Genomic DNA, 19,550 nt, shown 5'->3' with positions numbered 1-19,550 from the left:
ACCTCTTTCTTTTCGATCGCTGAGAAGTCAGAGGTGGTTTTTTTGATTGACGAGTAAACGATAGGATAGGAGGGACGAAAGATGGAGATTTTAGTCGTAGAAGACGACCAAAACATTCAACACCTGATTGTCGAGACGCTCGAAGCAGACGGCCATCGCGTCCGGGCGACGGCAGACGGGCAAGAAGCGGCGTGCTGGATAAACGAGCTGACGTTCGAGGCGGCGATTCTCGACGTAATGATCCCCGGGCGGAGTGGACTTGAGTTATGTGAACAGCTCCGGCAACGAGATGAACTGCCGATTTTGCTGTTGACGGCGCTCGGAGAGTTGACAGATAAACGCGCCGGATTTACGGCAGGTGCCGATGATTACATCACGAAACCGTTTGACCCGGAAGAATTATTATTCCGCTTACACGCCGTCGCCCGGCGGTATCAAAAGGCGGCGCTTCCGATTCTCCGGTTTGGTGACGTAACGATTGATAAACGCAGTCAACAGGTGATGCTTGGCGAAACGGAATTGACGTTGCCTAGGCGTGAGTTCGACTTGTTACATCAGCTTGCGAGTTTTCCGGGACGTGTCTTCAGTCGGGAGGAATTGATTGAACGGGTCTGGGGACTCGACTTCATGGGTGATGATCGGACGATTGACGTCCATATCAAACGCTTGCGCAGTCGCTTGCGCCATACGGACGCGATTCACATCAGTACCGTCCGCGGTCTCGGTTACCGACTGGAGGCGAAGGGATGAAGTCACTTTATACGAAAATCGTCGGACTCGTCTGTCTGGTCCTGCTCGTGTCGGCCTTGATTTCCTTACTGATCAGCAACTTGTTTTACTACAATGTCTTGCAGTCTTCCTATAGTCAAAAGGTCGAAGAGGCGGTCGATCAATCGTTTGCCTACTATGAACGGCATGGCGACGGACAGACCGGTTCCTTCTACGACATGTTGAGCGCGACGGGTTTTCAGCTCTATGTCGTCCCGGAGACAGGCCCCGTTATCCGCCACGGGAATGCATTCCGCGACGAAACACTGGCACCGGCGATCATCGAACGGGTCCGCGCCGGGGAAGTCTATCACGGAATGCGGGACTATCCGTTTCATCTCTTTTTACTCGGTCTGTTTGACAATGAAGTCGTCAATACAGTCGGTGCGTCGCTCGAAACGCCAAACGGGACCGACGCCGTCTTCATTCGACCCGATTTGAGCCGACAAATCCGTGAACTCCATTTGTTCGTCGGAGCCTTCCTCGGCTTACTCGTCGTCATCAGTTTTCTGTTGCTTGCCTTCTCAATCCGCTATCTCGTGCGTCCGATTAAACGCTTGACGGATGCGACAAAACAAGTCGCGTCCGGTGACTATGCCGTTCATGTGGCGACGACCTCGCGCGATGAGATTGGAGAGTTGTCACGGCGGTTCGGTGAGATGGCGGAAGCAGTCGCGAAGTCGGATGCTGAGCGCAAAACGTTCGTCGCCAACGTCTCGCACGAGTTTCAGTCGCCACTGACGACGATTAAAGGGTACGCCAGTCAACTGCAACCGCATGTCGCACCTGCCGGACAGGATAAACTGGCGACGATTGCGCGTGAAGCAGACCGGATGGCAGAGATGACCCGGCAACTGCTGGTCCTCGCCCGGCTCGATGAAGGAAGTCGGATGCGACTGGAGTCAATCCATCTTGGACAAGCGATTCGGACGACGCTCGCGACACTCGCCTATCAAATCGATGAACGCGGTGTCGCTGTCGCTGTTGATGTCGCGAGTGACATGACGATCGAGGCGGATGCCGCCGCACTCGAACATGTTTTTCAAAATGTCATCCGGAATGCCCTCCATGTTTCAAACGACGGGGACATGATTACGATTGAAGCCGAACAGACTGCGGAGCACGTCACTGTCCGCATCACGGACGAAGGTCCCGGTATGTCAAACGACATGATTGCCCATGCCTTTGACCGCTTTTATCAAGCCGACACGGCACGCGGTTCGCGCGGGACGGGGCTCGGGCTCGCCATCGTCGCCGAGACCGTCAAGCAGTTGCACGGGACGGTCGAGATTGATTCGGAAATCGGTAGCGGGACGACGTTCATCCTGACGTTTTTACGGGCGACGTAAGTTGTTCATGCTCCGTTCATATAGTATCCGTAAGATAAGACCTGTAACGCACATACAGGAGGGATATTAAATGAAAATGGGTTGGCGCGAACTAATCCGGATGAAAAAACGCTTCGGTCTGATGGGGCTCGTGACGACATTGATCATCGTCTTGATTTTAATGATCACCGGGCTCGCAGACGGACTGGCATACGATAATGGAGCCGTCATCCGGAATTTACCGGTTGAGCAGGTGGCACTCAGTCAAGAGGCGGAAGGGCAACTGACGCGATCATTTTTAGAGGAACAGGAGCAACCAAAAGGGACGGAGGCACTCGGCGTCCAAAATATGGTTCTCGAGAAACAGGACGGGACGAAGGACGATGTGACGGTGTTTGCGTTACCTGCTGAGACGGCGTACGGTCCAAAGCAACTGCAAGCGTTGAAACGAGGCGAAGTTCTCGTCGATACCGCTTATGCGAAACAGACCGGGACCGCAGTCGGCGACAAAGTAACCGATTTTCGGACGAAGATGACGTTTACGATCGTCGGTACCGTCACGGATGGACGTTACAGCCATGCGCCTGTGTTATGGACGACGCTTGCGTCGTGGGACGACTGGCAAGCGAAGATGCAGACGAACTATGTCTCGGCATTCGTCAGTCAGGATTCATTCAAAACGGACCTGACGACGTATACGAAAGCAGACATCGTCAAGCAGGTTCCCGGTTACGCAGCGGAACAAAATTCATTCCAGATGATGCGGCTGGCGCTTGTCGTAATCGGCGCCTTGATTTTGACGGCGTTTTTCTATATTTTGACGATGCAAAAAATGAAGCAACTGGGCATCTTGAAGGCGATCGGGATTCGGACACGGACGATTGGAAGCGCGCTCGTCATGCAGGTGTTCGTCTTGACGCTCCTGTCGCTTGCTTTCAGCCTGTGCGTGACGCTCGGTGTCAGCCAAGTCTTACCGAGCGGCATTCCGTTTCGTTTTGAGTGGGATACGAGTCTCGGTTACGGGGCATTGTTGATCGGTACGGCATTAATTGGATCCGTGATTCCGCTCCGGGCCTTAAAAAAACTTGAGCCGGCAGACGCGATGGGAGGAATGGCAGGATGATTAAGATGACACATGTCGAACAGACTTACAGTGACGTCCCCGTGCTCCATGATGTTTCATTCGAAGCGAAAGCGGGTGAACTGATTGCCTTAGTCGGACCGAGCGGAAGTGGAAAAAGTACGTTGCTCCAACTGCTCGGATTGTTGCAAACACCGACAGCGGGAGACATTCAGTTTGGGGAACAGCACGTCAATCAGCAATCGGACGAAGCACGCCGAAAGATGCGCCTCGAAGAGATCGGATTCATCTTTCAGGAATCGCATCTCGTTCCGTTCCTGACGGCGGCGGAACAACTCGAACTCGTCGCAGAAGAAGCGGGGCGGAAAGTTGACGCCGCCGCGATGCTCGCCGCTTTTGGATTAAAAGACCGTGCACACCATTTGCCACACGCCTTATCGGGTGGAGAACGACAGCGTGTCGCGATCATTCGGGCACTCGTCAATCAGCCGCGACTCGTCCTCGCAGATGAACCGACGGCAAGCCTTGATTATACGAACGGACGCCAAGTGATGGAAGTGTTACAAAAGCAAGCCCATGAGGAACAAAAAACGGTCATCGTCATCACCCATGATGAGCGGATGCTTGAGTATTGTGACCGTGTCCTGCGGATCGAGGATGGTTACTTGAGCGAAGTGGAATAACGCGGACGTCGTCTCGAGACAAGAGGCGGCGTCCGTGTTTTGTCCACCATGCGTCAGAAGACTTATATTTTACGACCATGATTTTTGGTATACTTAACCTTAGTAAAATAAGGTAAGGGTGGAAACTGTCAGATGAAATTTTCAGCACTGGTCCAATCAGAACTCGAAACAATCAATACGACTCAAATTGCGGACTGGCTGACTAAAAAAAGTCAAACAGAACGTGAATATAAACGACTCAGTGAAGACTTTAAAGCAATCGTCATCATGCAAGAAGCAGGCTTTTATGAACAAGCGGACACGCGGTTCAGCCAGTGGAAGAACAAAGGGATTCCGGCGGAGCTCCAGCGGTACCGGTTAGCAATCGCCGGAAAAGCGGGCGGGAAGCGACTCGTCAAAAAGCGTTTTTCCATGCTCCCGGCAGCTGTCCAAAATCATCCGCAGCTCAAACCGTGGAAAAAGCAGCTGCAATCGAATCCGTGGATGCTCGGCGGATTGCTTGTTGCGGGTCTTGCCGTTCTCGGTCTCTTTCAACTTGATTTCTCACAACCGGAAGAAGTGCCGGTCGTGACCAATCAAGAGAACGTTGAACAAAAATTGGCCGCGCTTGAAAAAGAAGTCGAGCAATTAAAAGAAAAAAATGAACAGCTGACAGAACAAGCACCAGTGAAATCAAAAGACACAACGAAACCAAAAGAGACAGCGAAACCAAAAGCGACTACGGATGCAAAGAAGACGCTTTCTCCCGAAGAAACATTGAAACAGGCGATCGCTGCGACGCAAGAAAAAGATTATAAGTCAGCGAACCGCTTGTTGACGGGAACTGTGTTAACGGATGACGCAACGAAGGGCATGGCACGTTTTTATCAATTGATTGCTGGAGGCAAGTTAGGTGAAACGAAACAAACGGATTATGTCGCGTATCGAGAGGACTTCCCGGATTCCGGTTACATGAGTGATGTGTTATGGATGCAGGCCGTCTATGAACAAAAGAATAAGGTCGGCGATTATAAGGCGACGTTAGAAGAATTAGCGAAGCAACCAGATAATGAATGGTCCTATGCGGCGCAAGCGATTCTTGACGGGAAAAGTACGCTTGGGGAGGAGTGATTCCAAAAAAACAGTTCCCAAGCGGTCACTTTTTGGAGTACAATGCGAAAAGAGAATTGAGAGGAGATGCAAACAATGAGTAAAGTACATGTATTTGATCACCCATTGATTCAGCACAAAATGACAATCATGCGTAAAGTCGAAACGGGGACGAAACAATTCCGGGAGCTTGTCGACGAAGTGGCTTCATTGATGGCATATGAAATCACGCGTGACCTTCCACTCACAGAAGTCGCGATCGAGACACCGGTCACGAAAACGACGCAGAAGATGATTGAAGGCAAGAAGCTCGGAATCGTTCCGATCCTTCGCGCAGGACTAGGGATGGTCGACGGGATGCTTCGGATGATGCCGAACGTCAAAGTCGGTCACATCGGTCTTTACCGTGATCCAGAGACGCTTGAACCAACGGAATACTACCTCAAGTTGCCGACTGACGTCGCAGAACGTGATTTTGTCGTCGTCGACCCAATGCTTGCGACAGGCGGCTCGGCTGCTGACGCAATCTCCTCTTTAAAGAAACAAGGCGCGAAAAGCATTAAACTGGCTTGCCTGTGTGCAGCACCTGAAGGCGTTAAACGCGTTCAGGAAGAGCATCCGGATGTCGATATTTACCTCGCGGCACTCGATGAAAAACTGAACGATCATGGTTATATCGTCCCTGGACTCGGGGATGCCGGTGATCGTTTGTTCGGTACGAAGTAAGACAGAAGCAGTCTGCCACTCCCGGCAGGCTGCTTTTTTTGTTGTAAGATGCAGGACAGCTTTCAACTATGCTTAAATGGAAGAAGTAGAAAAAGGAGGAAGTAATGATGCCCATCAAAGTCATGCCCATCTTTGGAACACGACCGGAAGCCATCAAGATGGCACCGCTCGTCAATGCCTTAAAACAAAATCCAGCGTTCGATGTCCATGTGACGATCACGGCGCAACACCGGGAAATGCTTGATCAAGTGTTACGCATGTTCGAGATTGAACCGGATTCTGACCTCAATATCATGCAACCCCGTCAGACGCTTGTCGACATCACGACGCGTGGTCTCGAAGGACTTGATCTCGTCATGAAGGATGTCAAACCGGATCTCGTTCTCGTTCATGGCGACACGACGACGACGTTCGTCGGTAGTCTTGCTGCCTACTACAATCAAATCGCCGTCGGACACGTCGAAGCCGGACTCCGTACATATAATAAATACTCACCGTTTCCGGAAGAGGTCAATCGTCAATTGACGTCGACACTCGCAGATCTGCACTTTGCGCCGACCGATCAGGCGGCAGCGAACTTAGCATCTGAAAATCGTTATGCTGGTGTCTATGTGACGGGAAATACGGCAATCGATGCCCTGCAGACGACGGTCCAGCCGGATTATGTTCACCCTGTGCTCGAGGCAGTCGGCAAACGACGCCTGATCTTGATGACGGCACACCGGCGAGAAAACCTCGGAGAGAAGATGCATCAGATGTTTCGGGCGATCCGTCGACTCGTCGATACATATCCGGACGTGCACGTCGTCTATCCGGTCCATTTGAATCCGGTCGTCCAGGAAACAGCGGCTGAAATCTTTGGGGGACACGACCGCATCACGTTAATTCCGCCGCTCGATGTATTCGACTTTCATAACTTTGCCAGTCGTGCCCATTTAATCCTGACCGATTCCGGCGGCGTACAGGAAGAAGCACCCTCGCTCGGCGTACCTGTCCTTGTGTTACGCGATACGACGGAGCGTCCGGAAGGAGTCAAAGCCGGTACGTTGAAACTTGCCGGAACAGATGAAGAGACGATTTACCGGATGGCGAGCGAGTTGCTTGAAGACGAAGCGGCCTATGCAAAAATGGCGCATGCTTCAAATCCTTACGGGGACGGTCATGCGTCGGAGCGGATTGCAGCAGCGATTTTAGCGCACTTCAATCAAGGGGAAACTCCAGAACCCTTTCATGCAGATATCTAAAATGAAGTAATCCAGTCCAAAAAATGTTTATTTAGGGCGTTTCCGTATATCTTGCCGTTCCCACGGGAATCAAGACGAACGGATGCGTCCTTTTTAATGATTCCGTTTAAGGTTAACTTCCATAAGTTGTTTCAGACGTTCCCGTCGACCTCGCTTTCCTCGGGCGAGGGACAAGTCGCGACTCGGTACACGGTGTGTGCCAAGCCGGGTCTTGTTTCCCTCTGACGAAACCACGATGAACTGTGGTTTCTTTTCCCGTAGGAGTCGAGTCGACCTGGGTACGTCCTTTTCAATTACGCTCTACTAAACTTTGGTCAAGGCGTAGTGTTGTTAGTCACTTGTAAATTGAATCGCCTTGAGCAATTCCTCTCGACTCCTATGGGAAGAGGAAGCGGAACGCTTCCGACAGGGACAAGCGAGACCCGGTTACCCGATAGGGAAATCGCGGCTTGCGTCCCGCCCAAGGAAAGTGAGAGGAAATAGCGAAAGGTCTATTCAATAATCAATAATGGTCTATCCGATAATCACTAAACAAAAAGCAGTGAGTAAACATACATCAATATATCTTTAACTAAGAAACAAACGCCTCAATCTGCCTGATTGTGAAGAAAATGTAAAATCTAAATCACCGTGCTGACCTTAAAACCTATAATCCATTCATGACATTTCAAGCTGTGACAAGTAACACAACAGACAAATTGGAAATGCTTTAAATCCTTTGTTACAAACAGATGTCAGGGGCGTTTTCCTGTCCCGAATCGAAAGCGCTTCCAATCTTGAACAAAAATTACTTTTTCACAAAATCGACACAAATCAATTTTAGACGGCTTGTTTCTCATTCCAGAACGCGATATAACGTTACTGTTCAATGGTTTTGTTCATCAAGTGAACCATCTCTTTAAACGTTGATAGCACTACATATTTTCTTCACATCTTCGTGAAAAGAGGTGGATGGGGTACCTCTGTGAAAACCTTATCAATCGTTGATATACAATGGTTTCAGCGGTCTATTTTATTTGTGAATTCATTTGACTATGAAATGGTTCTCATTGTATTCTTGACTAGTATGAAAATCCGCAAATTGTGGGAAAGAAAAAGAACCTGCAATTGGGAAAAGGGGGTCGTCTCTAGTGCGCCAAAAAGGGCTCGCAATGAGTATGGTCATGGCCTCGCAAATTTCGACGGCACTTGCCGCACCAATCGTCATCGGCTTCCTTGTTGGGAACTATGGGGAACAGCAAGACTGGTGGCAAAAGATGGGAGCGACATTCTCAGTGTTCATCGGGATTTTCATCGGCATTCTTTGCATGATCGCAATGATCAGGCACTTGTTAGGAGACAAGACATGAACATAATCCTTCAAGATGCGTTGTATCGTGCGTACTTACGATGGTTTGGACTCTATTATGGAATCCTGGCTGTCTTGTTACTTGTCGGTTATCCGAGTGATCCAGTGATTTATGGGCTGGCATTAGGTGGGGCAGGTAGCTTCATGATCTTGACGCTGCAACGATTAAGCGTCGATCGAATGTATCGTGTAATCGAGCGTGGGCGCAAGCCGATGTCTCGAGGGACCGTATCACGCATGGCGGTCGCGGTACTTTGTGTGATGATCGGTTTGAAGTACGAAGCCGAATTGTCATTAACTGCGGTGGTAATAGGCCTTCTCGCCGGCCACGTCATACAATTTTGTGAGTTCTTGACTCACGAACTTAAGCGGGAAAAGAGGTGAATAGTCAAATGAACCACGAAATGCCACTTTACGAAATCCCACTCTGGGGCGACTTCGTTCTGTACGGTAGCTGGACGAACTTGATCACAGTGCTGATAGCAGCTGCTCTCGTCTTCCTGATTGCCGTGGCCGGTACGCGACGTCTCGCGATGAAGCCAACCGGTTTTCAAAACACGCTAGAGTGGTTCCTCGAATTCGTTCGCGGAATCATCAGCAGTACGATGGATTGGAAAACAGGGGGTCGCTTCCTTACTTTCGGAATGACACTGTTCCTATTCATCATCGTGTCCAACTTAATGGGTCTCCCATTTAACGTTGTGACGGGTCACTACATTTGGTTCAACTCACCAACTGCGGATCCGTACGTGACACTTGCACTTTCATCTATGGTAGTGGTCATGAGCCATTATTACGGTGTGAAAATGCGCGGCTTCGGTGCATATGCGAAAACGTTTATGACGCCGATGTTTATTATTACCATCATTGAAGAATTCGCAAACACGTTGACACTCGGTCTTCGTCTTTACGGGAACATCTTCGCTGGTGAAATCATGATCGGAATCATTCTCTCGATCGGAATCATCTCTGGAACGAACGATTTCCAATTCCTCGGACCAGTCGGTGTCATCCTTTCAGCGATTCCAATGCTGATTTGGCAAGGATTCTCACTCTTCATCGGAGCGATCCAAGCGTATATCTTCCTTATACTGACGATGGTTTACATCGGACATAAGGCAGCGCACGACCATTAATTCGAAGGTAAAGCATCTGCTTTTCCGATAATCGCACGACCAAATTTCGAACACAATCTAGGGAGGCAATTTATAATGGAACTTATTGCAACAGCGATCATCATCGGACTCGGCGCACTTGGCGCTGGTATCGGTAACGGTCTTATCGTAAACGGTACAGTATTAGGACAAGCACGTCAGCCAGAACTCAAAAACGAACTTCGTCAAACAATGTTCATCGGTATCGGTCTTGTTGAGGCACTTCCAATCATCGGTGTAGCGGTCGGTTTCCTTCTCCTCAACTCTTAATTCATAGTTTAAGAAACGAGCTACATAGGGCGTTATTCGTTCGACAGGAGTGAACCGTCACGGGAGCTTTTGCTCCCTTATGTAGATATAAGAAGTTGGACCAACCACGAGGGGAGTGTAATCGAATGAATCTTACGTATCTTGCGGCAGAAGCAGGCGGCGAAGAAAGCCACCTTTTACTTGCCAATATGATCGTCACGATCGTCGTTTTCCTCTTGCTCCTCATCCTCTTGAAGAAATTCGCTTGGGGCCCGCTCATCAACATGATGAAAGCGCGGGAAGAGCATGTGGCTAGCGAGATCAACTCGGCTGAAAAAAGCCGTAAAGACGCTGAAGTCTACGTAGAACAACAACAAGAAGAATTAAATAAGGCACGTACGGAAGCACGTGACTTATTAGAATCATCACGCCGTCAAGCTGAGGCAGAACAAGCACGTGCGATGGAGCAGGCACGTCTTGAGACAGAAATGAGTAAGGAAGAAGCACGCCGTGCAATCGACCGTGAACGCGCTGAAGCACAAGCTGCTTTGAAGAACGATGTTGCTCTTCAAGCAATCGCTGCAGCACGCCACGTCATGAAAACACAGCTTGCGACAGACGAAGCCGCTCAACGCGCGCTCGTCGATCAATTCCTTGCTGACACTAAGGGCACGAACTAATGCGTGATCACGTAGCGGGACGCTACGCAAAAGCGCTCTTCGATCTTGCGCTTGAGCATCATGTGCTCGAGCAAGCAGAAGCTGATGTGCGGACGCTCGGCGAAGTGCTCCACGCAACACCAGAGCTCGCATCGGTTTTAAGTAACCCATCGATTTCTGCGGAAGAGCTGAAGTTAGTCTTACAGACGAGCTTCACGGGCTTCAACACGATTGTTTTGAATACCATCCTCGTCATGGTCGAAAACGACCGTGCGGCGGAAGTATTGTCTTTGCCGGAGCATTTCATTGCGTTATTGAATGAACACCGTAACGTTGCGACAGCCGTCGTGACGAGTGCATACAAATTGTCAGACGCGGAAATCACGAAAGTGAAAGAAACGTTCGGCCAAAAATCAGGTAAAACGCTTGAAGTAGAAAATGTTGTTGATACGAACGTAATCGGAGGACTTCGCGTCCAAATCGGTTACACGACATATGACGGCACGATCGAAACGAAACTAACGCGACTTGAGCGTGAGCTGTTAAAAGCGTAAGAAAATAGGGGTGAAACGCATGAGCATTAGAGCTGAAGAAATCAGCGCCCTGCTTAAAGCGCGTATCGCGCAGTACGGTTCTACGATGGAAGTGAACGAGACGGGTACGGTCATCCAAATTGGTGATGGTATCGCTCGTGCACACGGACTCGACAACGTCATGTCGGGAGAGCTCGTAGAATTCGCTAACGGCACAATGGGCTTGGCGCAAAACTTAGAAGAAGGCAACGTTGGTATCATCATTCTTGGTGACTACCTTGATATTAAAGAAGGCGATTCAGTTAGCCGTACAGGACGCATCATGGAAGTACCGACAGGGGACGCATTGCTCGGTCGCGTCGTTAACCCGCTCGGTATGCCAATCGATGGTCTTGGTCCAATCGAAACGGAACACTATAACCCAATCGAGCGTAAAGCTTCTGGCGTTATGGCACGTAAATCGGTTCACGAACCACTTCAGACAGGAATCAAGGCAATCGATGCCCTCGTTCCAATCGGTCGTGGACAACGTGAGTTGATCATCGGTGACCGTCAGACAGGTAAAACGTCGATCGCCATCGATACAATCATCAACCAAAAAGAAGAAAACATGATTTGTATTTACGTCGCAATCGGACAAAAAGAATCAACAGTCCGTGGTGTTGTTGAAACACTCCGTAAAAACGGTGCACTTGATTACACGATCGTCGTTTCTGCCGCTGCTTCACAGCCGGCACCACTTCTTTACCTCGCACCATTCGCTGGTGTAGCGATGGGTGAACACTTCATGGATCTCGGCAAGCACGTTCTTGTCATCTATGATGATCTTTCAAAACAAGCAGCTGCATACCGTGAGCTTTCGCTTCTCTTGAAGCGTCCACCAGGCCGCGAAGCTTACCCAGGGGATGTCTTCTACCTTCACTCACGCCTTCTTGAGCGTGCGGCGAAATTGAACGACGAGCTTGGCGCAGGTAGCTTAACAGCACTTCCGTTCATCGAGACACAAGCGTCGGATATCTCGGCTTACATCCCGACGAACGTTATCTCGATTACGGATGGTCAAATCTTCCTTCAATCGGATCTCTTCTTCTCAGGTGTCCGTCCAGCGATCAACCCGGGTCTCTCGGTATCGCGTGTTGGTGGATCGGCTCAAGTAAAAGCGATGAAGAAGGTAGCGGGTACGCTCCGTCTTGACCTCGCCTCTTACCGTGAGCTCGAAGCCTTTTCACAGTTCGGATCTGACCTTGATAAAGCGACACAATCGAAGCTTAACCGTGGTGAGCGGACAGTAGAGGTTCTGAAACAGGATCTTAACCAACCGTTGACTGTCGACAAGCAAGTCATCATCATCTATGCCTTGACTCGTGGTCACCTTGATGATGTTGCCGTTACGGATATTCGTCGTTTTGAAAAGGAACTCAACCTCTGGCTCGATCAAAACCGCAAACAGCTTTGCGATGAGATCCGTAAAACAGGTAACCTTCCGGCTGACGAAGAACTCGTTACAGCAATCTCAGAATTTAAGAAAACGTTCCAAGCGACAGTCTAAGGGTCAACTCTTAGGCTTCGCCTGAACGCTCTTGATACTAACAAGGTGGTGAATCGAAATGGCATCGTTGCGCGAGATACAAACGCGGATTAACTCGACGAAAAGTACGAAACAGATCACGAAAGCGATGAACATGGTTTCGGCGTCGAAACTAAACCGCGCTCAAGCACATAGCGCGAAGTTCCAGCCTTACATGCTGAAAATGCAGGAGGTTCTCGGAACCATTGCGAATGGCACGACAGGTGCGAGCCATCCGATGCTCGAGAAACGTCCCGTCAAAAAGACTGGATTTATCGTCATCACATCGGATCGCGGCTTAGCTGGTGCATATAACGCCAACGTGCTGCGTGAAGTCTACCGGGAAATCAAAGAAAAGCACACTACGGACAGTTACGTTCTGTATGTGGTCGGTAAAGTCGGTGTTCAGTTCTTCCGTTCACGCGGAATCACGGTCACAGACGCGATCACAGGACTCAACGATTCTCCTTCGTATGTTGATGTAGCTGAAATCGTGAAGCGTACAGTGAGTGCGTTCACGAACGGTGAAATCGACGAACTCAAGCTGAGCTACAACCATTTCTTGTCTGTCATCAGCCAAGAAGTGAAAGTCGAAACCCTTCTCCCACTCGGAGAAATCGAAGCTTCGTCTTCGACGACTTATGAGTATGAGCCAAGTGAGGAGCAAATCCTTTCTGAACTCCTTCCGCGTTATGCGGAAAGCTTGATCTTCGGTGCGCTTCTTGACGCGAAAGTAGCAGAACATGCGTCACGTATGACAGCAATGCAAAGTGCGACAGATAACGCAGATGACTTGATCGGTCGATTGACTCTCGTCTACAACCGGGCTCGACAAGCTGCAATCACGCAAGAAATCACAGAGATCGTCAGTGGAGCAGCTGCGCAGCAGTAAGCCCCAAGGACGTAATGATAGGTAGGAGGAAACACGATGAACGAACTCGGTTTAAAAGGCCGCGTCGTCGCGGTCATGGGACCTGTCATCGACGTTAAGTTCGAAGGACACTTACCGAACATCTACAACGCGCTTCGTATTCAATATACGCCGCAAACTGTAGAAGAAGTGGCTATCGACTTAACGCTTGAGGTCGCATTACACCTTGGTGACGATGTCGTCCGTACCATTGCGATGGATTCGACGGATGGTGTACGCCGTGGAGTGGAAGTCCTGGATACAGGCGCTCCAATCTCGGTACCCGTCGGTGAAGCGACACTCGGTCGCGTATTCAACGTACTCGGTAACCCAATTGATGAAAAAGAACTTGATGCAAGCGTGGAACGTCTTCCGATTCACAAAAAAGCACCAACGTTCGACAACCTTTCAACAAAAGTTGAAATTCTTGAAACAGGAATTAAAGTCGTTGACTTACTTGCGCCTTACATCAAAGGTGGTAAGATCGGTCTCTTCGGTGGTGCCGGTGTAGGTAAGACCGTCCTCATCCAGGAATTGATCAACAATATCGCCCAAGAGCACAGCGGTATCTCGGTATTCGCAGGTGTTGGTGAGCGGACACGTGAAGGTAATGACTTGTACCATGAGATGACGGATTCAGGCGTTATCAAACAAACAGCGATGGTCTTCGGTCAGATGAACGAACCACCTGGTGCACGTCTTCGTGTTGCCTTGACTGGTTTGACAATGGCTGAGTACTTCCGTGATGAGCAAGGACAGGACGTTCTTCTCTTCGTTGATAACATCTTCCGTTATACGCAAGCAGGTTCAGAGGTATCAGCCCTTCTCGGTCGTATGCCATCTGCCGTTGGTTACCAACCAACACTTGCAACAGAGATGGGTATGCTCCAAGAGCGTATCACGTCAACAAACAAAGGTTCGGTTACATCAATCCAAGCGGTTTATGTACCAGCCGATGACTATACTGACCCGGCTCCTGCGACGACGTTTGCTCACTTAGATGCAACGACGAACCTTGAGCGCCGTCTCTCTGAGATGGGTATTTATCCTGCCGTGGATCCACTTGCTTCTACATCACGCGCCCTTTCACCTGAAATCGTCGGTGAAGAGCATTATGCTGTAGCACGTCAAGTTCAGGAAACACTTCAGCGTTATAAAGAACTTCAAGATATCATCGCAATCCTCGGTATGGACGAGTTGTCGGAAGATGACAAGTTAAGTGTTCACCGTGCGCGTCGTATCCAGTTCTTCTTGTCGCAGAACTTCCACGTAGCTGAGCAGTTCACAGGACAAAAAGGATCGTACGTCCCAGTTAAGGACACGATCCGCGGCTTCAAAGAAATCCTCGATGGCAAACACGATGATTTGACGGAAGAAGCATTCCGTCTCGTCGGTCCGATCGAAGATGCGATTGAAAAAGCGAAGGCGCTTGTCTAAGTGACAAAGCATAAGGGGGACTTGAGATGAACACACTTCATGTCAATATCGTCACCCCGGATGGCGAAGTGTATGATGGCGATGTCCGTATGGTCGTTGCGAAAACGATAACGGGTGAAATCGGGGTCCTCCCGCACCACGTACCGCTCGTAACACCACTCGACATCAGCATCTTGAAGTTGCGCCACGAAGATGGCGGACGCACGTTGATCGCTATCAGCGGTGGCTTTATGGAAGTGCGCCAGGATACTGTAACGGTTCTTGCAGAAACGGCGGAGCAGGCAGATAAGGTCGATTATGACCGTGCTGCGGCTGCGAAGGTTCGTGCAGAACGACGTCTCCAGGACACGAAATTATCAGATCTTGAGTTCAAACGCGCAGAGCTTTCATTGAAACGGGCAATTAACCGTCTCGATTTAAAAGACTACGGTCGCGATTGATTCAAGTAAAAGACCCGGTTTCCCTCGTGGAAATCGGGTCTTTTTTTGTAGAAAACGTCAATTTAAAAGCGTTTTCTTTAGGATTAAGGCGATTCAGGTTTAAGATGGCGAAAAATAGTAAAAGTACCATATAGACCTCTTATTCACAAACTTTTCATCCTTACTTCTATAGAAATTGTGACAATCATCTTTAATAAATATATTTTATGCGCTAAAATAAATGCATATTGTGCTTTTTTGTTTGCGAAATCATTCATTTTGTGAAATCATGGTAAGGTTGAAGAAAACACGAAGAAGAGGTGCAAGCGCGTGACGTCAATTGGTTTAAGTGCTTTAGTGAGTATGCTCGTTTATGTAATGGCAATTGTTCTTGCCTGGTGGTCACTCTTACCAGTCAAGTGGGAAAAAATCCTCCAACATCCTAAAGGTCCACACGCCATTGCGTTACGGACGTTGCTTGCGATTGCACTCGGTTCCCTCGTCGGTCGCTTTTTGCTGGAGTATTCGGGATTCGCCCAACGTCTTCAATTTTTAGTAGGCTGAACTTGTAACTTCCTTGTAAACCCTAATTTGGTCATCTGAATTAGTATGGAAAAGGATAGTATTCTTATAATGAAGAAACACATTGATTATGACACTGAAAATCGTATTGGCTTTTGGCACGAGAGATAACTATAGGAAAGTTTCTTTCTATCATTCGTTGACTTTTCAACTATGATCAACACCAATCACGAATTGTACGAATAGAAAAGAAACGAAGCAGAGGAGTATGGGTAATGGAAAAAATTGTTGTCCGTGGCGGACGTAAATTAGCTGGAACAGTAAAAGTAGAAGGTGCAAAAAATGCAGTCTTAAAAACGTTGGTTGCGACATTGCTCGCATCAGAAGGTCAATCGGTCCTTCAAAACGTACCACGTCTTGCAGACGTCTATACAATCAACAATGTCTTACGGAACTTAAACGCACAAGTTGAATTCGATGCAGAAGCGAATACGGTTACCGTCAATGCAGAACCGGAACTAAAAGACGAAGCACCACTTGAATACGTTCGTAAAATGCGGGCATCGATTCTTGTCATGGGTCCACTCCTTGCACGTCTCGGTCGCGCACGCGTTGCGATGCCGGGTGGCTGTGCAATCGGATCACGTCCAATTGATCTTCACTTAAAAGGATTCGAAGCGATGGGCGCTAAAACAATCATCGGAAACGGTTTTGTTGAAGCACAAGTCGATGGTCGTCTCCAAGGTGCAAAAATCTATCTTGATTTCCCTTCTGTCGGTGCGACAGAAAACATCATGATGGCGGCAACACTCGCTGAAGGCACGACAGTCATCGAGAACGTTGCGAAAGAACCTGAAATCGTTGACCTCGCGAACTTCTTGAACGCGATGGGCGCGAAAGTCCGTGGCGCAGGTACGGAAACGATCCGTATCGAAGGTGTCGAAAAATTACACGGTGGCAACCACTATGTGATTCCAGACCGGATTGAAGCCGGAACATTCATGATTGCAGCTGCAATCACAGAAGGTGACGTCGAAGTCATCGGTGCTGAGCGTGAGCATCTTCGTCCATTGATCTCAAAAATGGAAGAGATGGGTGTTCAAGTATCGGATACAGAAGAAGGGCTTCGTGTTGTCGGACCTAAGAAATTGGTTGCTGTCGACGTGAAGACGATGCCACACCCTGGTTTCCCGACAGACGTTCAAGCACAGATGATGGCGCTTGTCTTAAAAGCTGAAGGAACATCGGTCATCACGGAAACGGTCTTCGAAAACCGCTTCATGCACGTGGAAGAATTCCGCCGCATGAATGCTGATATCAAAATCGAAGGACGCTCATCCATCATCACAGGTGGTGTTCAGCTTCAAGGAGCAGAAGTCTTATCAACAGACCTTCGTTCTGGTGCAGCGCTCGTCACAGCTGGTTTGATTGCTGAAGGTGAAACACGTGTCGGTGCACTCCATCACATCGATCGTGGATACGTTGACTTCCACTTGAAACTGCAAGCCCTTGGCGCAGATGTCGAGCGCATCACGGAAGAAACAGCGGTTGTCGAAGAAACGGCAGCGACAAAGCTTTAATCTTAAGCTATTATTCCATTTCATTAACGAGAGACGACTTTCTGAAAAAGAAAGTCGTCTCTTTTTGCTTGCCTGTGCTAAAATTGAAAGGTATGTATACATAAATGGGTTAGACGTCCAAACGACGTTCTAAATTATGGAATAATAGCCAGCTGGTAAAGGAGATCACGCGAGATGTTTTCAAAAGATATCGGAATTGATTTAGGAACTGCCAATGTCGTCATTCATGTAAAGGGAAGAGGAATTGTCCTCGATGAACCTTCAGTCGTCGCCATTGATAAAGCGACCGGCAAAATTCATGCAGTAGGTACGGAAGCACATTTAATGGTAGGCCGGACACCGGGAAACATCGTCGCGATTCGTCCGCTCCAAGATGGTGTGATCGCAGATTTCGAGATGACGGAAGCCATGTTACGTCACTTCATCGATAAAATTGAGGTCCGCAGCATGTTCGGTGGCGTTCGGATGTTGATTTGTACACCAGCGAGCATCACGACGGTCGAAGCAAAAGCGATTCGTCAGGCAGGAGAAAAATCGGGCGCGAAAACCGTCTTCCTCGAAGTCGAACCGAAAGTAGCCGCGGTCGGAGCAGGGATGGACATTTGGATGCCTGCGGGACATATGGTCATCGACATCGGTGGCGGGACGACGGATGTTGCAGTACTCTCGATGGGAGATATCGTCTGTGGCGAAACAATCAAAGTTGCAGGAGATCGATTTGATCACGATATCATTCGGGCAATCAAAGATCGGCATAAGTTAATCATCGGTGAACGGACGGCGCAAAACGTCAAGATGACGGTCGCAACGGTCTCAGAAGACGGACGTCAGGAAGAGATGGATATCCGGGGACGTAATCTCGTCACAGGGCTGCCGCATAACATTACGGTCAGCTCACAGGAAATTCATGAAGCACTCGCAGAATCAGCGATGGAAATCGTTGAAGCGACAAAACGGGTTCTCGAGAAGACACCACCGGAACTCGCAGCAGATATCATCGACCGCGGCATCATCTTAACGGGTGGTGGGGCATTGCTCGACGGAATCGATCAGTTGTTGGCAAAAGAGCTTGGGTTACCGGTCTTGATTGCAGAAGATCCAATGTTATGTGTTGCACGCGGGACAGGCATCATGCTCGATAACTTAGGAAAATAAGAAATACTTGTTTGGTACAAATCGTCAAGCGATGAGGTAACCGTTCACTTAATTGTGGGGTTACCTCTTTTTATTTTGCGTAGAGAACGATTCAAGAATGTTGCGGGATAAAGATTCTTTCTTCCCGTGCTTTCCTCGGGCGAGGCGCAAGATTTTCTTACGCTTTTTCCCGTAGGAGTCACGAGAAGCGAATCTTTTAGGCAGGTGCGTTTTTGTCGAATGCCGTTCTCGAATAGATCGGATTAGATTAAAAATGGACAAAGTACAGCGTCATAAACGATTCAAGAATGTTGCGGGATGAAGATTCTTTCTTCCCGCGCTTTCCTCGGGCGAGGCGCAAGCCGTTGCTACTTGATCCTATCCGGACAAGTAGCAGGGTCTCGCTTGCCTCTGAAAGCGCAAGAATTTCTTGCGCTTTTTCCCGTAGGAGTCACGGGAAGCGAATCTTTTAGACAGATGCGTTTTTGTCGAATGCCGTTCTCGAACAGATCGGATTAGATTGCAGATAGACAAAGTACAGTGCCTTGAACGATTCAAGAATGTTGGGGGATGAAGATTCTTTCTTCCCGTGCTTTCCTCGGGCGAGGCGCAAGCCGTTGCTACTTGATCCTATCCGGATAAGTAGCAGGGTCTCGCTTGCCTCTGACAGCGCAAGAATTTCTTGCGCTTTTTCCCGTAGGAGTCACGGGAAGCGAATCTTTTAGGCAGGTGCGTTTCTGTCGAATGCCGTTCTAGAACAAATCGGTTAACGCGTGTCTGAGCTTCCATAGAAGTGAGAACGCCAATCGATAAGATGTAGCGCCTTAAACGGAAATAGGGATAACTTGAACAACTTGCTTCGAAAACGGTGAGACGCTTGAGGGAATCAGTGAACCTTGAAAAGGTTCACGAGCAAGCAAGGGGAGACCCTGCAGCTTTTGTAAAAAGCGAAGCGGCTTCCCGCTTGCCCCTAAGCAAGCGAACCGTGGTAGAAGCGAATGTTGTTCAAAACCCACGAGGTCACTGTACTGAATGTTGTTCAAAACCCACGAGGTCACTGTACTGAATGTTGTTCAAAACCCACGAGGTCACTGTACTGAATGTTGTTCAAAACCCACG

General features: G+C 49.0%; 20 protein-coding genes. All 20 read left to right on the top strand.

Annotated elements, in window-relative coordinates:
- Window positions 1-81 precede the first annotated feature (81 nt).
- On the top strand, window positions 82-750 hold the full coding sequence (locus KNQ02_RS13800; protein WP_214770991.1) for a response regulator transcription factor: 669 nt from the start codon (window positions 82-84) through the stop codon (window positions 748-750).
- Window positions 747-2,117, top strand: coding sequence for a sensor histidine kinase (locus KNQ02_RS13795; protein ID WP_214808888.1), 1,371 nt, complete (start codon window positions 747-749; stop codon window positions 2,115-2,117). The genes KNQ02_RS13800 and KNQ02_RS13795 overlap by 4 nt, the downstream gene beginning before the upstream one ends.
- 70 nt (window positions 2,118-2,187) lie before the next feature.
- Window positions 2,188-3,219, top strand: a complete 1,032-nt coding sequence (locus KNQ02_RS13790; RefSeq protein WP_214808885.1) for an ABC transporter permease — start codon at window positions 2,188-2,190, stop codon at window positions 3,217-3,219.
- Window positions 3,216-3,860 carry an ABC transporter ATP-binding protein gene (locus KNQ02_RS13785; protein ID WP_214767759.1) on the top strand — a complete coding sequence of 215 codons (645 nt, stop codon included), beginning with the start codon at window positions 3,216-3,218 and terminating at the stop codon, window positions 3,858-3,860. The genes KNQ02_RS13790 and KNQ02_RS13785 overlap by 4 nt, the downstream gene beginning before the upstream one ends.
- A 132-nt stretch (window positions 3,861-3,992) precedes the next feature.
- Window positions 3,993-4,970, top strand: coding sequence for a hypothetical protein (locus KNQ02_RS13780; protein ID WP_088837973.1), 978 nt, complete (start codon window positions 3,993-3,995; stop codon window positions 4,968-4,970).
- A 75-nt stretch (window positions 4,971-5,045) separates the two neighbouring features.
- Window positions 5,046-5,675, top strand: coding sequence for a uracil phosphoribosyltransferase (gene upp, locus KNQ02_RS13775; protein WP_029331752.1), 630 nt, complete (start codon window positions 5,046-5,048; stop codon window positions 5,673-5,675).
- A 104-nt stretch (window positions 5,676-5,779) separates the two neighbouring features.
- The gene (gene wecB / locus KNQ02_RS13770) at window positions 5,780-6,919 is read left to right on the top strand and encodes a non-hydrolyzing UDP-N-acetylglucosamine 2-epimerase (RefSeq protein WP_204251406.1); all 1,140 of its coding nucleotides are present in this window, start codon (window positions 5,780-5,782) and stop codon (window positions 6,917-6,919) included.
- Window positions 6,920-8,049: 1,130 nt separating this feature from the next.
- Window positions 8,050-8,268 carry an AtpZ/AtpI family protein gene (locus KNQ02_RS13765; RefSeq protein ID WP_214808882.1) on the top strand — a complete coding sequence of 73 codons (219 nt, stop codon included), beginning with the start codon at window positions 8,050-8,052 and terminating at the stop codon, window positions 8,266-8,268.
- Entirely contained in the window at window positions 8,265-8,651 is a 387-nt protein-coding gene (locus KNQ02_RS13760; RefSeq protein ID WP_088837971.1) for an ATP synthase subunit I, read from the top strand. Before KNQ02_RS13765 ends, KNQ02_RS13760 begins: the two co-directional genes overlap by 4 nt.
- Before the next feature lie 8 nt (window positions 8,652-8,659).
- On the top strand, window positions 8,660-9,403 hold the full coding sequence (gene atpB / locus KNQ02_RS13755; protein ID WP_088837970.1) for a F0F1 ATP synthase subunit A: 744 nt from the start codon (window positions 8,660-8,662) through the stop codon (window positions 9,401-9,403).
- Between the two features lie 75 nt (window positions 9,404-9,478).
- A complete protein-coding gene (gene atpE / locus KNQ02_RS13750) occupies window positions 9,479-9,691 on the top strand; it encodes a F0F1 ATP synthase subunit C (RefSeq protein WP_012371545.1) in 213 nt (70 codons plus the stop codon).
- A gap of 125 nt (window positions 9,692-9,816) precedes the next feature.
- Window positions 9,817-10,350, top strand: a complete 534-nt coding sequence (atpF, locus tag KNQ02_RS13745; RefSeq protein ID WP_088837969.1) for a F0F1 ATP synthase subunit B — start codon at window positions 9,817-9,819, stop codon at window positions 10,348-10,350.
- The gene (locus tag KNQ02_RS13740; RefSeq protein WP_088837968.1) at window positions 10,350-10,883 is read left to right on the top strand and encodes a F0F1 ATP synthase subunit delta; all 534 of its coding nucleotides are present in this window, start codon (window positions 10,350-10,352) and stop codon (window positions 10,881-10,883) included. Before atpF ends, KNQ02_RS13740 begins: the two co-directional genes overlap by 1 nt.
- Before the next feature lie 19 nt (window positions 10,884-10,902).
- A complete protein-coding gene (atpA, locus tag KNQ02_RS13735) occupies window positions 10,903-12,411 on the top strand; it encodes a F0F1 ATP synthase subunit alpha (protein WP_029331744.1) in 1,509 nt (502 codons plus the stop codon).
- 58 nt (window positions 12,412-12,469) lie between these two features.
- Window positions 12,470-13,321 carry an ATP synthase F1 subunit gamma gene (atpG, locus tag KNQ02_RS13730; RefSeq protein ID WP_088837967.1) on the top strand — a complete coding sequence of 284 codons (852 nt, stop codon included), beginning with the start codon at window positions 12,470-12,472 and terminating at the stop codon, window positions 13,319-13,321.
- 36 nt (window positions 13,322-13,357) lie between these two features.
- Window positions 13,358-14,776, top strand: coding sequence for a F0F1 ATP synthase subunit beta (gene atpD / locus KNQ02_RS13725; protein WP_088837966.1), 1,419 nt, complete (start codon window positions 13,358-13,360; stop codon window positions 14,774-14,776).
- Window positions 14,777-14,802: 26 nt separating this feature from the next.
- Window positions 14,803-15,216, top strand: a complete 414-nt coding sequence (locus tag KNQ02_RS13720; RefSeq protein ID WP_088837965.1) for a F0F1 ATP synthase subunit epsilon — start codon at window positions 14,803-14,805, stop codon at window positions 15,214-15,216.
- Between the two features lie 309 nt (window positions 15,217-15,525).
- On the top strand, window positions 15,526-15,759 hold the full coding sequence (locus KNQ02_RS13715; RefSeq protein ID WP_029331740.1) for a DUF1146 domain-containing protein: 234 nt from the start codon (window positions 15,526-15,528) through the stop codon (window positions 15,757-15,759).
- A gap of 233 nt (window positions 15,760-15,992) precedes the next feature.
- Window positions 15,993-17,297, top strand: a complete 1,305-nt coding sequence (gene murA / locus KNQ02_RS13710; protein WP_029331739.1) for a UDP-N-acetylglucosamine 1-carboxyvinyltransferase — start codon at window positions 15,993-15,995, stop codon at window positions 17,295-17,297.
- Between the two features lie 174 nt (window positions 17,298-17,471).
- A complete protein-coding gene (mreB, locus tag KNQ02_RS13705) occupies window positions 17,472-18,452 on the top strand; it encodes a rod shape-determining protein MreB (protein WP_088837964.1) in 981 nt (326 codons plus the stop codon).
- Window positions 18,453-19,550 lie beyond the last annotated feature (1,098 nt).

The organism is Exiguobacterium sp. s102 (assembly GCF_018618635.1).
Classification (GTDB): Bacteria; Bacillota; Bacilli; order Exiguobacteriales; family Exiguobacteriaceae; genus Exiguobacterium_A; species Exiguobacterium_A oxidotolerans.
This window is presented reverse-complemented; position numbering and strand designations above follow the sequence as displayed.

Coding starts and splice junctions, on each gene's coding strand:
- murA (WP_029331739.1), top strand. CDS start 15,993: ATGGAAAAAATTGTTGTCCGTGGCGGACGTAAATTAGCTGGAACAGTA.
- atpB (WP_088837970.1), top strand. CDS start 8,660: ATGAACCACGAAATGCCACTTTACGAAATCCCACTCTGGGGCGACTTC.
- KNQ02_RS13740 (WP_088837968.1), top strand. CDS start 10,350: ATGCGTGATCACGTAGCGGGACGCTACGCAAAAGCGCTCTTCGATCTT.
- atpD (WP_088837966.1), top strand. CDS start 13,358: ATGAACGAACTCGGTTTAAAAGGCCGCGTCGTCGCGGTCATGGGACCT.
- KNQ02_RS13720 (WP_088837965.1), top strand. CDS start 14,803: ATGAACACACTTCATGTCAATATCGTCACCCCGGATGGCGAAGTGTAT.
- atpA (WP_029331744.1), top strand. CDS start 10,903: ATGAGCATTAGAGCTGAAGAAATCAGCGCCCTGCTTAAAGCGCGTATC.
- KNQ02_RS13800 (WP_214770991.1), top strand. CDS start 82: ATGGAGATTTTAGTCGTAGAAGACGACCAAAACATTCAACACCTGATT.
- KNQ02_RS13760 (WP_088837971.1), top strand. CDS start 8,265: ATGAACATAATCCTTCAAGATGCGTTGTATCGTGCGTACTTACGATGG.
- wecB (WP_204251406.1), top strand. CDS start 5,780: ATGATGCCCATCAAAGTCATGCCCATCTTTGGAACACGACCGGAAGCC.
- KNQ02_RS13785 (WP_214767759.1), top strand. CDS start 3,216: ATGATTAAGATGACACATGTCGAACAGACTTACAGTGACGTCCCCGTG.
- atpE (WP_012371545.1), top strand. CDS start 9,479: ATGGAACTTATTGCAACAGCGATCATCATCGGACTCGGCGCACTTGGC.
- KNQ02_RS13790 (WP_214808885.1), top strand. CDS start 2,188: ATGAAAATGGGTTGGCGCGAACTAATCCGGATGAAAAAACGCTTCGGT.
- atpF (WP_088837969.1), top strand. CDS start 9,817: ATGAATCTTACGTATCTTGCGGCAGAAGCAGGCGGCGAAGAAAGCCAC.
- KNQ02_RS13780 (WP_088837973.1), top strand. CDS start 3,993: ATGAAATTTTCAGCACTGGTCCAATCAGAACTCGAAACAATCAATACG.
- atpG (WP_088837967.1), top strand. CDS start 12,470: ATGGCATCGTTGCGCGAGATACAAACGCGGATTAACTCGACGAAAAGT.
- mreB (WP_088837964.1), top strand. CDS start 17,472: ATGTTTTCAAAAGATATCGGAATTGATTTAGGAACTGCCAATGTCGTC.
- KNQ02_RS13795 (WP_214808888.1), top strand. CDS start 747: ATGAAGTCACTTTATACGAAAATCGTCGGACTCGTCTGTCTGGTCCTG.
- upp (WP_029331752.1), top strand. CDS start 5,046: ATGAGTAAAGTACATGTATTTGATCACCCATTGATTCAGCACAAAATG.